At 59.3% G+C, this 14,299-nt stretch carries 11 protein-coding genes; 5 read left to right on the plus strand and 6 right to left on the minus strand.

All coding sequences use genetic code 11. From position 1 onward, the window contains the following. Nucleotides 1-497: 497 nt before the first annotated feature. The 5 genes from QNM96_RS07820 to QNM96_RS07840 all read left to right on the plus strand — a co-directional run bounded on the left by QNM96_RS07820 (nt 498) and on the right by QNM96_RS07840 (nt 4,891). Entirely contained in the window at nt 498-1,232 is a 735-nt protein-coding gene (locus QNM96_RS07820) for a hypothetical protein (RefSeq protein ID WP_283835519.1), read from the plus strand. 269 nt (nt 1,233-1,501) lie between these two features. Next, the gene (locus QNM96_RS07825) at nt 1,502-2,452 is read left to right on the plus strand and encodes an NAD-dependent epimerase/dehydratase family protein (protein WP_283835520.1); all 951 of its coding nucleotides are present in this window, start codon (nt 1,502-1,504) and stop codon (nt 2,450-2,452) included. 278 nt (nt 2,453-2,730) lie between these two features. Then, complete coding sequence (locus QNM96_RS07830; protein ID WP_283835521.1) at nt 2,731-3,804, plus strand: glucose-1-phosphate thymidylyltransferase; 1,074 nt, start codon at nt 2,731-2,733, stop codon at nt 3,802-3,804. Between the two features lie 2 nt (nt 3,805-3,806). Next, on the plus strand, nt 3,807-3,986 hold the full coding sequence (locus tag QNM96_RS07835; protein ID WP_283835522.1) for a hypothetical protein: 180 nt from the start codon (nt 3,807-3,809) through the stop codon (nt 3,984-3,986). 200 nt (nt 3,987-4,186) lie between these two features. Next, nucleotides 4,187-4,891, plus strand: coding sequence for a class I SAM-dependent methyltransferase (locus QNM96_RS07840; RefSeq protein WP_283835523.1), 705 nt, complete (start codon nt 4,187-4,189; stop codon nt 4,889-4,891). Between the two features lie 151 nt (nt 4,892-5,042). Here QNM96_RS07840 and QNM96_RS07845 read toward each other — a convergent pair whose 3' ends face one another. The 6 genes from QNM96_RS07845 to QNM96_RS07870 all read right to left on the minus strand — a co-directional run bounded on the left by QNM96_RS07845 (nt 5,043) and on the right by QNM96_RS07870 (nt 14,148). Then, the gene (locus QNM96_RS07845; protein ID WP_283835524.1) at nt 5,043-6,044 is read right to left on the minus strand and encodes a GNAT family N-acetyltransferase; all 1,002 of its coding nucleotides are present in this window, start codon (nt 6,042-6,044) and stop codon (nt 5,043-5,045) included. A 249-nt stretch (nt 6,045-6,293) separates the two neighbouring features. Continuing rightward, nucleotides 6,294-7,106, minus strand: a complete 813-nt coding sequence (locus QNM96_RS07850; protein ID WP_283835525.1) for a class I SAM-dependent methyltransferase — start codon at nt 7,104-7,106, stop codon at nt 6,294-6,296. Between the two features lie 233 nt (nt 7,107-7,339). Next, entirely contained in the window at nt 7,340-8,461 is a 1,122-nt protein-coding gene (locus QNM96_RS07855; protein ID WP_283835526.1) for a DegT/DnrJ/EryC1/StrS family aminotransferase, read from the minus strand. A gap of 233 nt (nt 8,462-8,694) precedes the next feature. After that, a complete protein-coding gene (locus QNM96_RS07860) occupies nt 8,695-11,163 on the minus strand; it encodes an MFS transporter (RefSeq protein ID WP_283835527.1) in 2,469 nt (822 codons plus the stop codon). A gap of 312 nt (nt 11,164-11,475) precedes the next feature. Next, the gene (locus QNM96_RS07865) at nt 11,476-12,630 is read right to left on the minus strand and encodes a DUF4330 family protein (protein ID WP_283835528.1); all 1,155 of its coding nucleotides are present in this window, start codon (nt 12,628-12,630) and stop codon (nt 11,476-11,478) included. 507 nt (nt 12,631-13,137) lie between these two features. Beyond that, nucleotides 13,138-14,148 (minus strand): DUF4330 family protein, encoded by a 1,011-nt coding sequence (locus QNM96_RS07870; protein ID WP_345782528.1) that lies wholly within the window; start codon nt 14,146-14,148, stop codon nt 13,138-13,140. Nucleotides 14,149-14,299: the final 151 nt, after the last annotated feature.

The raw sequence follows: 14,299 nt of genomic DNA on the forward strand, positions 1-14,299 counted from the left end.
CGGCGGTGGCAGCACATCAGAGAGCAATTTTATCGCACCGATTCGCTCGACAGTCTGAACGTACCGGAACGGTACATCGACCACCCAGACATTCCTCGAGACGAGCCGAAAATAGGTGACAAAGTTGAGGTCGAGTAACGAAGGTGAGCTTTCGCACTTCCTAACGCCGAAGATTCACCGCTCTTCGGATTTTCCAACCGCGGACGCTGTACGAATAAGTCGAGCCGGTTGACGGTGGTCGTTGCGTACTTTCAAAGCCGCTTCGCGTGCCGTTCGACTTGAGGGTAAGCGGGTTCGAACGGCTATCAGTACGTTACTTTTTCGAAATGGTGAAAAATGATTTATGTATTACGTTGATCTCTGGCAGAGTAATGCCGACGCCGCCAGCTCGATTACCACGTCGCGCCTTCACTATTTTCCGTTCGAAGGGAGCTCTTTCTCTCGTACATTCTGGCCTCAGATACGCGAACAGCGCACTCGAGATACCCGCGACAAAATTGCGTCACGTCCGATACGACCTCCGCTGGAACGACAGTTCACCCGAACCGTATCGGCTGCTGTGGATCGACCCGGATGAAATCGAGTACCTGATCGTCCCGTCGATCAAGGACGATCTGATAAACAGGGGGACACACGTCATCGACGGGGACTGGGACGGGACGATCGTCGATACGTCGTTCGCGACTTACAAGGAATTAGTCGACCGAATGGACGGCGACCTACCCGTTCTGGCCCCCTTCTCGAGGTACGGCTTCTATCGAGCGATACGCTCGTACCTTCTCGAGGGAGAAGACTGGACCGAAACCGAGTACTACCAGTCTCAGCGGACATCGGGCGTATCGGCGTCGAAGTTAGAGCGCTACCGGCGCTCGGTCGACGACCTCTACGACTCGATCGTCACCAACGGGTACAAAACCCAGGCTGAGCTTCCGGAATCGGCGCGAGTGATGAAAGAAGGGCCGCCTGAGTACGATGAAATTCGGGTAAACATCGCTCGGGACGGCACCTTCGTGTTGGACGATTGTAGAAATAGACTCTCGATAGCGAAACTACTGGAACTGGACGAGGTCCCCGTTCGCGTCCTCGTTCGTCACAAACGCTGGCAAGAGATCCGAGAAACCGTAGCGACCGTCGATCACGCGGACGAATTGTCGGACGAGATGACGCGGTTACTCGATCATCCCGATTTACAGGACGTCATTAGCGAGTCCGCGACAGCCACCGGTAAGTGACCACCGGCAGTTGGTGAGCGACCAGCGACTGATGAGCGAGCCGTCCGCGAATTTACAACGGTTTGAAGCGAGTACTCGAGGAAAGCTGTGTGGCTCGGTTCCGGGCTGAAACCGGAACCGACCGGACCGAGGGGGGGGTTGTAAGCTTCCGATACGAGCAACACCCGCGGACGATCGACGTTGTTCGACGGATCGTCGATTCAGACCAGTGAAAAACGGTAGAACCCTTTTGTACTTTGCAGTGGCCGTATGGGTATGAGTGATGCGAAATGACCGTTCTCGTCACGGGTGGCGTCGGCTATCTCGGATCGCGGCTGATTAGGGAACTCCCGGATCATCCAGCGTTCGCCGGCGATCGGATCCGGATTCTCGATAACCTTCGCCAACCGCGATATCACTCCCTCTGGGACCTGCCCGCCCACGCTGAGTACGAGTTCGTCGAAGGCGATGTCCGCGACCTCGAGACGGTCGAATCGATCATGGAAGGGGTCGACACTGTTTTCCATCTCGCCGCTATCACGAACGCCACGGAAACGTTCGACATCCCGGAAAAGACGTGGGAGGTCAACTACGATGCAACGATGGACATCTACCGAACGGCTCGAGACGCGGGCGTCGACGATTTCGTGAACGTCTCGTCGTGTTCGGTCTACGGGCCGACCGACGAGGAAATCGAGGAGGACTTCGACTGCGAACCGGAATCCCCGTACGGAAAGGCGAAATTGGCGGCGGAACAAGAACTGCTAGAACAGTACGAGGGGGAGCTGTCGGTGACCGCACTTCGCCTCGGAACGGTATACGGCTGGTCGACCGGGATGCGGTTCGACACCGTCGTCGACAAATTCTCGTATCTCGCGGCGACGGGCCAACCCCTGACGGTGTACGAGGGGGCGGAAAACCAGAAACGACCGTACCTTCACGTCGGAGACGCCGTCGAGTCGATGCTGTTCGCTTCAACGAACCTCGGCGACGGAGAGGCGTACAACGTCGTGGGACAGAACGGGAGGCTTCGCGATATCGTCGACGCGATAGAACGATACTTTCCGGGCGTCGAAATCGGCTACACCGAAGCCGAACAGCTCAACCAACTCTCCTACGTCGTTTCGGACCAAAAGATTCGAGAGGAGGGCTTCGAGACGACGTATTCGATCGACCAGGGAGTCAGGGAACTCGCTGATCGGTTTCGGGTGCTCGCTCGTACGCAGATGACGAGTGATTGATGTGCGAAGATGACGAGTGATTGACGTACGCAGGTGAGGAGCGATTGACGGACACAGACGAGGAGCGATCGGCATTCTCCCCCCGCTACGGGGGCAGGATTCCTCACGTCGGGGTCGGTTTCCTCCGCCCGAACACCAACGGGCGCGAGACAGACACGTCGGGAATGTAATGCGGTCTCCGTTCATTCACAGTCCGAGGGCGTTTTCGGTGAGAACGGATCTATCGTCTCCTGAAGCACGAGGCTAGGTTTATCACAGGAGCTGTGGACAGCCAGACCATGAAAGGCGTGCTGTTAGCGGGAGGGAGAGGGACGAGGCTGCGTCCGATCACGAATACCAGACCGAAGCAGCTCGTCCCGGTCGCTAACTCCCCGGTGATTCAGTACGGCATAGAGGCGTTTCGGGAGGCGGGAATTACCGAAATCGGCGTCGTTCTGGGCAACAAAGGCCGTGAGCGCATACAGCGGTTTCTGGGCGACGGTTCGGAGTTCGGTGTCGACATCACCTACATCGTCCAGGGCAATCCGCTCGGCCTCTCCCACGCCGTGGGCTGTGCGAGAGCGTTCGTCGGGAGCGACGACTTTGTCCTGTACCTCGGCGACAACATCTTCGAGGACGATCTCTCCGAACTCGTAACGGGGTTTGCGAACAGCGAGGCGGTTGCAAGCGTCGCACTCGGGAACGTCGACAACCCACAACGGTTCGGCGTCGCGGACGTGGACGACCAGCGGAACGTGACTCGAGTGGTCGAGAAACCCGACGACCCGCCGAGTTCCCTGGCCGTACTCGGCGTGTACGCGTTCTCGCGGGAGGTTTTCGATGCAATAGAACGCCTGGAACCGTCCTGGCGCGGCGAACTCGAAATAACGGACGCCATCCAGCTTCTGCTCGAGGACGGACTCACGATCCGGTCACACGTCGTCGACGGATGGTGGATGGACGTCGGGAAACCAGAAGACGTCCTCGAAGCGAATCGTCACCTCCTCGAAACGAACGGACCCGCTCGGGCCGACGAACGAGTCGACGAATCCGAAATACCGGACGGCGTCGAGGTTCACGAATCAGCGACTGTCGAAGACGGCACCGTCCTTCGAGGCCCAATTTCGATCGCCGGTGACACCACAATCGGCGATGGTGCATCCATCGGCCCCTATACCTCGATCGGCCCGGGAACGACCGTTCGGAACGCCCACATCGAGAACAGCGTGATCATCGGGGACTCGAAAATCACGACCGAAAACGAGGTCGTTAACAGCCTGCTCGGGCGCGGGTCAACGGTGAAAAGTGCGAACGGTATGCCCGCCGACAGTCCACGATTGACCGTCGGGGAGAACTCGATCATCACACTCTGACCATGCGAATCATCGCTCTCACCTGTCCCAGTTGTGGAACGATCGTGGCGGCAAACGAACTCGAGGAAGCGGTGTTGATGACCTGTCCGGGCCTCGAGTGCGAGGAAACGCTCGGATTCGAGCAGTTGTCAGAGGCTGACCGCAAACACTTCATCGAACACCTCGATCAGTATCGGCTGTGATCTCCGGGGTATTCAAGTGCTACTCCGGACGGCCGCCAATTCACGCCTCGAGCATCCGGCCGAAACAACGTATTACCGTCCCATTGGGCCGTCGGAGAGCGTGTAATGTCGGAACTACCGTTGCAGTCACGACATAGCTTTTTTAGTGCTGATATGGTGGCTGGGGTATGTCCGATTCGAGGCAGACGTGGAGGGGCAACGTGGACGAGTATTACTCTCACGACGGCGCTCTCGACAAATACGCCGCCCTCGCGGAGGAAGGGTTGTTCGATCAGGAAAAGACGGTCGTCGATCGGTATTTCACCGGGGACGGTGCGAGCGTGTTGGACCTCGGATGCGGCGCGGGGAGAACGACGCAGGCACTCGTGAGCCGCGGATTCGACGTCGTCGGCGTCGACGTTAGCGAACCGATGATCCGAAAATCCAGCTCGCTGTTTCCCGACCTCGAGGTTCGAGTGGGCGACGCCACCGACCTCTCCTTCGAGACCTCCACGTTCGATTACGTTCTCTTTTCGTTCAACGGCCTCGACGACATCACGCCGGAGACGGGGCGGTACGCGGCGCTGGCAGAAATTCGTCGCGTGTTGAAACCGGGCGGGACGTTCGCGTTTAGTTCCCGAAATTCGTTGTACTATACTCTCCTTCGAGCGCGGCCGTTTTCCCCGGGGACATGGGTCGAGTTGGCGAATTTCTGGGCGAAAAACCGTTCTACGAAGAACGCTCTGTCGAACTACAAATCGGACGACCACGAGTTCGGGAGCGGCGACGCCTACTACAGTACTCCGCTCCATCAGAAACGCCAACTCATCAACTGCGATTACGAGCCCGTCGACGTTATCAAGAAAGAGGACAGCTTTTCGGTCTATACCGATCCGTGGCCGTACTACGTGGCGAAAACGCTCTAGGGATTCATCGTGATGTTTCGAACGGGGTTGTCGACATCTGCGCGACTGGTCTGTAATTTGATGTTTCTTTCATCTCTCTGAGACGAGATGCCTGTTTGATACAGTACTCCGATTGTGGCCCTCGAATCGTTTCTCGGTACCGCCACGAAGCCTACCGGATCGTCTCGAACACTTTCTTTGCGTAGCGTAATTTCGCCGCGGTGTGTTGCCAACGCGTGACATCACGCCTCCTGGTCGCAAACTTACTCTTGTACGATACGACCCCCTCGTGTCCCCCGCTCGGGTTGAAATCGTACCAGTCGTAGCCGCGCTCGATGGCGTCTTTGATAACTTCCACGTCGAGTAGATCCGACGGGTTGTACGCAAAATAGTCGCTGTTCGAGGCGGCGTGCCACGGGACGACGTGGTCGTTCCAGTAAAACGTGAGTTGGCCGTACGCGAGGTCACCGTCCACCACCGTCCCCCAGAGCTTGACGTTCTCGCCGTGTCGCTGGGCGTAGTCGCACACGGTTTCGAATAACTCCCACGGGTACTCGTTCGTCGCATCCTCGCCCCACCGCTCGAGCGAATCTTGGTATACGGCAAAATACTCCCGATATCTCGCTTTCTCCGTCACGGGTTGTACCGAAGCACCCATCTCGCGTGCTTTGTGGCTGTTCTCTCTCACGTCGCTCTGAAACTCCTCGAACAACGTCTCGAAGTCGGTCCGTAGATCCGTAACCTGGGTGAAATCGTCCGTTTTTTCGACCACGTCGCCGAGTTCTGTTCCGATATTCGACCGGTCGTTCGCGAACGGGTTGTCCACGACGGTCAGCGTGTCACCCTTCGAAAGGGCCGCGTCGTACACGTCGGTCCACTCCGGGGTCAACGGGCCGTCTGCGATAATATCGCCGTAACACCCCGCGAACGTCGAATCGAGGTGGGAAATCTCTCGAGAGACGCCGTACTTGGTCGCGACTCGGCTTTTTTTTACGAGGGGTAATATAACGCGAGTCCCGTTGTCCAACTCTGCTCCGATCGGCGCACTCGAGTACTCGTCGAACGTCTCCGAGACGATGTTCCCCCAGATCGGGGTGTGAAAAAACGTCGCATAATCGCACTGTTCGGCGACCGATCTCCACGTCGAATCGGCGAGAGACTCGAGAATCTGCATACGAGCCCCTCCAGACGGCCGCTAATAAAACCTGTATACCATGAACGAGGATATTCGTCTACAGGAGAACGTTGCTCGCGGTGGCGAATACGGCGACTAGAGTAGCGGGATCGATTGCGCTCGTAACCACTTCATTCCGACGGATCTGTGACCGCCTACCACAAAGCGATACAGAGCTCCCGTCGCGATTTGTGGGTCCGAATCGGAAAGCGATGCGACGGAATCTGGGAGTTACCCACCCTGCTCGCTTTACGAGTCGGATCGGCGGAACACACGAACAGTGTCTTCGGGGACCGAAACCTGTTCGACCACGGTGTTCGAATCGAACCCGTACTCGGAGAAAATATCGCTCCACCGTCTTCGAAAGACGGGGAACCCGTCGGTTTCTCGAACCGGACGGTTCTGAATGGGGCGTCCGGTCGGATTCGCCGGCTCTTCTTCGACCGTTATCAGCGCGTCGTCGGTGATTCGTGCTATCTCGCCGAAGACCCAATCGTTCTTCGGCGGAATTATCTCGAGCGTTTCTACGGAGTAGACGACATCGAATTCACCGTCTTCGAACGACTCTACGATGTCTTCGACCGCACGAGTGTGAATCCGAGCGTCGGAGGACAGTTGCGGGAAATGTTCGCCCATGACCTCGACCGATCTCTCGTTTATTTCGATCCCCGATAGATTTTCGTAACCGTTGTGATAGAGGTGGGCGAGGTGCCGTCCCGAGCTGCACCCGATTTCTAAAATGTGGTCGTCCGGCTCGGCGGCGGACTCGATGACGTCTAAAACGAGTTCGCTCGTCTCGTCGATTCCCTTCGATGCGTAGTACTCCGGCGAGTACTTGCCTTCCTTCGATACCCAGATTTCTCGAATCTCCTCCGAATCAACGAACATCGCTTTGATATCGCGGAAAACGGTGCCCGCAAAGGATCGTACCGTCGGCGGGATCTTCTTGAGCACCGCTCGGAGCCCTTCTTCCTGATAGACATCGCCTCCCCTCCTCACCAGGGACGTACCCGTTTTGATAACCGAAATCCAATATGTCAACAGAGTGTGTACTTTTACCATGAAACGACGTACCATAACAACCGGTAAAAAAGTACCCCGGGGACCACGAAAACTGATATATTTCCTCGCCGTGGCGACGCTATCAGAGCGATTTTCCTGAAAATTTTTCGTATTAGTCCCACCTTTCGCCCACCTTTCGTAGCCACACGTTCTGCCGGTCGAGTTTCTACGATGTCCCGGCCGACTCGACTCGTCGCGGACACCGGGTGCCGATCCGTTCCGTCGCGAACGAGTCAGACTGCTTCGAGCGCCTGAACTACCCGCTGTTGGGTATCCTCGCTCATATCCGGATACATCGGGACCGAAAGGATTCGCTCCGCGAACCGTTCGGCGTTTCCGTACTCGCCTTCGACCGCCGAGTACGACGACAGTGCGGGGATCGGTGGGTAATGGACGCCGGTCGTGATTCCGGCGTCTGAGAGGCGGTCGTACACCTGATCTCTGTCCAACGGATGGTCCTCGAGCACCTGAACGACGAACAAGTGGAACACGTGCGTTTTTTCGGGCGTTCCGCCGTTCCACGTTATCCCCGGAATCTCCTCTATCGCATCGATATAGGCGTTCGCAACGGTTCGACGGCTTTCGTTCATCGACTCCAGGCGGTCCAACTGACCGAGACCGATCGCCGCCTCTATTTCGCTCATCCTGAAATTGAGCCCGATCCCATCGACGTCGTACCCCCAGGTTTCTCGTTTCTCTGCCGGCGACTTCGTCTGATAGTGATTTCTGATTCGTTTCGCCTCGTTGGCAACTTCCTCGTCGTCCGTCACGATCATTCCTCCCTCACCGGTCGTCATATTCTTCGTCGCGTAGAAGCTGAAACAGCCCGCCTTCCCGAACGACCCCGCCGCCTTTCCATCGAATTCGGCACCCGGAACGTGCGCACAGTCCTCGATCACCGTCGCGTCGTGTTCCCTCGCCAGCGCGACGATTTCGTGCATGTCACAGGGAAGTCCGTAGAGGTGGACGGGAACGATCGCGGAAACGTCGTATCGCTCGAGCAGGTCACCGAGTACGGCGGGGTCGATATTTCCGTTGTCTTTGACGTCGCAAACGATCACTTCCGCACCCAGGTGCCGGACGACGTTCGCGGTTGCGGCGAAGGTGATCGCGGGAACGATCACGTTGTCACCGGGACCGATGCCTCCCGCGCGCAGGCTGGCGTAAAGCGCCGAGGTACACGAGTTGACGGCGACCCCGTGGGCCGCGTCGTGACGGGCCGCAAAGCGCTTCTCGAATTTCTCCGTCCAGGGCCCAAGCGTCAGCCAACCCGATTGCAACACCTCTCCGATCGGCTCGAGGACTTCGTCTCCGATTACGTTCTCGACTTTGTAGAGCGGCACGCGGGAACTCATATTCAAGAAGATTGTCAGAGACGGGCTTAACCCTAATTCACGAAGTGTTATGTGTCGACCGACGAGACTCAGGCCACCCCTCCGAGTTCGGGTTGCCGTTGGCACGAAGCGTACCAGGGACAGGGCGTGGTCGCGGTGTATCCACTCTGGCTTGGCTCGCCGTCGATCCCCTGGGAGAACGCCGCGCTCGATTGGTCGGTTCCCCGCCGTTCCGTACGGTTCGTCGGCCCGTCTCATTCAAATTCGACGACTTCCCCGTCGAGAACGGCAGTTTCATCCACGGTCACTTCCGTCCCGTCGACCGCGTAGTCGCCAGCGTACGGGACGACGACCTCGAGTTCCCCGTCGTCTCCGACGTCGACTTCCCGCTCGTACTCGACGGTTTCCCCGTCGACCTCCACTTCGGTACTCACCGTGACGTGGTCGGTCGCCTCGACGGGTCCTTCGAGCGTCGCACCCGGAACGATCGCGAACGCCGTCGCGTCGTCGTCAGCGTAGAGTAGTTTGTAGTGTTCGAGCCCGTCATTTTCGTGGCCGCCTGCGCCGAGTTCCTCGTGCAGTGTTGCCTGTGCGGAACCGTCCGGAGACTCCCCAGCAGAATCGGTCAAGACGACGTAACCGACATCGTCGTCCTCGAACTGGTCGTACCAGCCGTCCGGATCGTCGTCGGTTCGGAACTCCTGGAAGTTTCTGTCGGCGTAGCTGTACCCGTCAGCGTGTCCGTTGACGAAGTAGTTGTGCATCCGATTGTCGCCCCACTGACTCAGCACGTAACTCTCGGGATACTCTCGGTCGACGTCCTCGGCGTGCTCGGCGATCGCGATCGTCGCCTCGACTTGCGCGTCGTCGTAGGCCGTCTGTGCGGCAAACGACGGCGCGAAGACCAGGCTCATCCCGCAGATAATCAGCCCGATCAGGGCCAGGTGAGCTACCGTCGAGAGGTCACGCGGCAGGACGATAGACGGTTTTTTCGTTCCACCGTCGGCGGTGAGGTCGCGCCTTCTCCGTTCGGTCGTTTCATCACGCTCGCGAAACGGCGCCGGGAGGCGACCGACATCGAGCCACGCGATCAGATACACGAGTCCGAAGCCGCCGAGCACGGAGAGCGGTACCGCCAACTGCGCCGCGAATCGAACCTGGAACGTAGCCATCGCAAGCCAGAACGCGACGTACGTCGAAAGCAACAACCAGGCCGGCTCGTACCGTCGATACGCGATCCAACAGGCCCACCCCAACACGACGACTGCGACGTAAAATTGAACGCCGAGTTGCGCCAACGGCCCCTGAACCACCGCTTGATCCAACGCGAACAGCGACGCCGTTTCAGTCGCACCCTCCCTGAAAACGACGTCGTCGGCACGGGCCCGAAGGGTCGCCCAGTTCTCCGGGCGCAGATAACTGAACGCGAGTACACTACCAGCAACCAACACGCCCTCGAGGCCGACTAATCTTCCGACAGGCCACTCGAGACGCCGCCAGAGTTCGCCGAGCCCGATCACGCCGAGGGCTCCGGCGAAGACGAGCATCGGAATAATCGCGATGAACGAGTCGTGCCAGCCCCAGCGAACGTGTAAGCTGGCGGAACACACGCCCGCGATAAGAAGCCCAAGCACCACCGGCGCGTTCGCGAGCGCGGGCGAGAGATCCGCTCGCGCATCCATGGCGACTTTGAAGCCGACGTAGGCTGCGGCCGGGATGAACAGCAACACCGAGCCACCCCACGTGTGTGCGGAGACGGTCAGCGCGATCCCCAGGACGACCGCCGCGACCCACGTCCAGGGCGACCGGAGGTGAGCGCGGATCGCAGGAGAGAGGCCCGGGATCCGCGAGGAAGTCCGTTGTTCCGTCCGAGACTCTCGACAAGACTCGAGATCGACGGCGAGCCAAGCCAGAGTGACCAGAGTCACCCCGAGCCAGAGATACTGATGCGGGCGATGCTCGAGGAAGCCGATTCCGGAGTAGACAGCGTGAATCGGGGTCAGTGCAAGCAAGATGACTGACGCGACGCCGACGCGAACGTCGTCGGTGACGACGATCGCGAGCCAGTACACGACGACCCCGAGGACGAGTGCCATCGCGACCGGTAACCAGGCGGCGACTACGTCCGCCGCCCACTGACCGCCGCCCCCCAGTTCCGCAAAAAACCAGTTCGCGGCGTGCGTGAACGGTCGCGTGTCTGCGGCCCGGTCTGGCATGTCAGCGATCACGCCGAAATCCGTTACGCCGTCAGACTCGCTCAACAACTCCTCCATCCAGTGGCGATAGTAGTAGGGATCGTTCTCCGGCGAGACGACCTCTCCACCTTGAAACACGGATTGGTAGTTCACGATCCGCATGAAGAACAGAACCACGAGCGCGCCGCCCAGGGCCAGCGCGGCCCGCGGATCGAACGCGATCGGGGCCCGCAGTTCGAATCCATTGTCGTTTTCGCTACCGTCGCCGACCACCTCCTCCCCCTCGAGTCCAGCTCGAACCCCCGTGCGATTCGAAACCCGGTACTCGCCGTCGATCTTGGTCACGAGGCCTCGAGAGACCAGTTCGCCGAAGGTCCCCGAATCGACGGGCAGGTCGTCGAACACCCACGTCTCGTGCTCGTCGTCGACGGTGAGGAGCGTCTCGAGCGTCTCTTCGCCGTCGACGCGCTCCTCACGGAAGGTGGCTGCCGCGGTGGCAACCTCGGCGGGGCCCGGATCCTCGGCCATTACGCCTACGACCTGACGCGGCGTGATTATGCTTTCCCCGCAGTTAGCATTCTGAGATTCGAGAGGGGCTCGAGGCGGTAACAGTCACGTCTTCGAGAACGCGACGTGATTTACAGATCTTCAAGGCGAATGCTACGGGGCTTGACCTCGAGGCACTTCACCAGTCGGCCCTCCATCCGGCATCGAGAGAGAGGCGTTTCTCAGACCGATGGCGAGACGATTTGAGGCCGACGATAGCGCACGCATGGCATGATCGGACGGGACTCCCGAGCGGCAGGGAGACGAATAAAGGACCGCGTTGGTGGCGAAATCTCACTCGAATTCGGTAACCGTCCCGTTCACATCGATCCGGTTGAACTCGAGGGTGATCGATTCGTTCTCTCGAAGTTGGTCGCCGTGGAACCTGACGCCCGTGTCGGTCTCGAGGGTCCGAAGTTCGACCTCGAGGGTCACGTCTCGGTTCGTTGGATGCTCGCGGAGGTGGATGTTCCCGTCGTCGCTCTCGAGGACGACTTCGGCGGGTTCGCTTCGAACGGACTCGACCGTCGCGAAGGTTTCCCCGCGGACCGTTTCGGTCTGTCCGACCTCGAGGCTTTCGTCGACGTTCGGGCTGACTGAGTCGAGTTCGATCGTGGCCCGAGTCGTCGTCGGCTCGCCGGCCTGCTCGTCGGTTCCTCGCTGGCGGATTTCGCCCTCGAGGTCGTAGGCGTCGGTCTGGAGCGTGAGTTGGGTTCCGATGGTTACCGGTTGGGTGCCGTATGTCGGCGTGGTGCCCTCGGTGAGTGTCTCGAGTTCGGCTCCGACGAACGCCCGGTACTGATCGCCGCCTGTTGGATAGAGATCGACGGCGGTTACGGTGGCAGTTTCGTGCGGCCCGAGCGCGACCGTGTCGCCGGACTCGAGTTCGGCCGCAGTTCGGTCGTCTACCGTCGTTTCGAGAAGGACCGGGGTTGTGTCGGTCTCGAGGGCCGGGTTGTCGAAGTCGACGTCCGTCACTTCTCCTTGCGTGGTGTACTCGGCCGTGGCTAGTTGGAGGTCGGTTCCGACGCGGAGTTCCTCGCCGGCGTACTGGATGTTCGAGGAGTCGTCGTCGGAGTCTGTCAGTTCGCCGTTGATTTCGGTTCGTATCGTAACGGTGGGTTCGACGTTGTTCGACAGGTTCGGCGTGACGTAGACATCCGTAATCGTGAGGTTGTGTGGGCTGTCTTCATGCGTGACGGTATCGCCCTCGTTGATTCGATCGACGACGTACTCGGATTGGTCGCCCAGGTCGATCGTGACGTGTCTGGTCTCGAGGTCTTCGTCGGGGTCGATCGAGGATTCATCGGGCTCGCTCGAGTCGCCGATTCCGAGGACGCCGACGACCGCGACGCCTGCGACGAGGACCGCGAGTACGAGGACGATGGCGAGGGCGTCGACGACGTTGACGACACCGAAGAGATTCCCGTCTTCGTCGATGACAGTCACGTTTCCTCACTGTTCATTGGAATTTATTCACGAGTGAGTGTAGATAACTCCTGTGGCTTTTTGTCTCGGAGCTGTCTGGATGCTTGACAGATGGTTTGGTTCGGTATGTTTCCGTTGGTAGTAGGAACGGTTCGATTCTGGTTGGGCGGAATAATTTAGCGATCTCGGTACCACTGAGGTCCAGATCTCTAGACGTGGGAAAGGCCGAGTCTCGTACGTCCCCCTCGTTATCCGAGATGCGAACGAAGTGAGGGTGTCGCGCTCGCTTCGCGTGGTGCAGTGAAATCTAACGGCTAGCCTTCCAGGTTGGGGGACACTTCGTTCCAACTGTATTCTGGAGGGGGATGGACACACCCCAGTCCAACTGTATCCGCTCGAGTAGAAGTGGGAGGAGAGGTCGTGTAGACGCTGTGCGTTGTCTCACTATTGTCGACACTCGCTATCGGTACCGGAAGATCACTCTCCTCGAGTGCTTTCAGAGTTGTTCCTCAAAGTCAAACGGTAGCCTCACTCGAGGCTGGTGACCTCACCTTCGACGGTCACCATGTCGAAATCGAGAACGATTGAGGAACCAATCTCGAGTCGATCGCCCTGATAGGAGAGCCCCGCCCCGGTCTCCGTGGTGTGTAGTTCGACCGCTATCGTCGCGTCCTCGTTCCGGGGATGTTCCCGTTCGTGAAGCTCCCCGTCATCGCTCTCGAGGACGACAGTTGCGGGTTCGGTTTCGACAGACTGGATCGTCGCTACCGTCTCACCCCTTGCGGTTTCGGAGAGCCCCTCCTCGAGTTCGGCCGCAACTGCGGGGGAAACGTTCCGGACCTCGAGTTCGGCCTCGGTCGTGGTCGTTTCGAGGTTGGTAGTGGATTCGTCCCGCTCGAGGGCGGTCAACGTGCCGTTGGTTACGTAGGTGCCGCCCTCCAGCGTGAGGTTGGTCCCGAGGAGTATCGGCTCGCCGTCGACCTCGAACCGCTCTCTCCCGTGATCGTCCTCGGAGGCGACCCCCTCGATCTCGAGGTGGATCGTCAGGTTCGCACCGTCCGCGAGCGAGGCGTTCGCGCCGCTTGCCAGCGAGGCGTTCGATTCGGTTTCGACCGTGGCGGTGTCGTAGATCCCCGTTACCGTTCCGTCCGCGGTTGTGCCGTCCCCGTCCCAGCCGCTGGTCTCGAGGACGTCGCCTTCGTCGAGGTCCTCGAGGACGTATTCGGGTTGCTCGCCGAGTTCGATAGTCGCGTATCTCGTTTCCGACTCGGGCGATTCCCCGGGCTCGTCCGAACCACTGCCCGAGATGATCGCGACTCCCGCGATGAGCACGGCGACGAGTAACAAGACGACAAGCGCGTCGATGATGTTCACCGCGCCGAAGAGCTTCCCATTGTCGTCGATCAGTGGCATGGCTCTCTCGAGTCGCGTGGTGTCAGCGGTCGCGGTATCGAGCGACCGGGAGTTTGGTTGTCGGCGCTTCGACAACGGCGTGTCCCGCGTGGTGACGGGCTCTGCGGTGACATACCGTACCGCCACTCTCGATCACCATAATTAGCGAACGCCTACCGACGGCGTTGAGAGGGAGTTTTCCTTCGTCCGGGCCTCGGTTCCGTCTCACCGCGAGGGGGATTCTTCGAGAGATCCAAAAGCGCGTCTATGGTTTGTTGGCCGCACAACAGGCAGAGAC

The organism is Halostagnicola sp. A-GB9-2, assembly GCF_030068615.1.
Classification (GTDB): domain Archaea; phylum Halobacteriota; class Halobacteria; order Halobacteriales; family Natrialbaceae; genus Halostagnicola.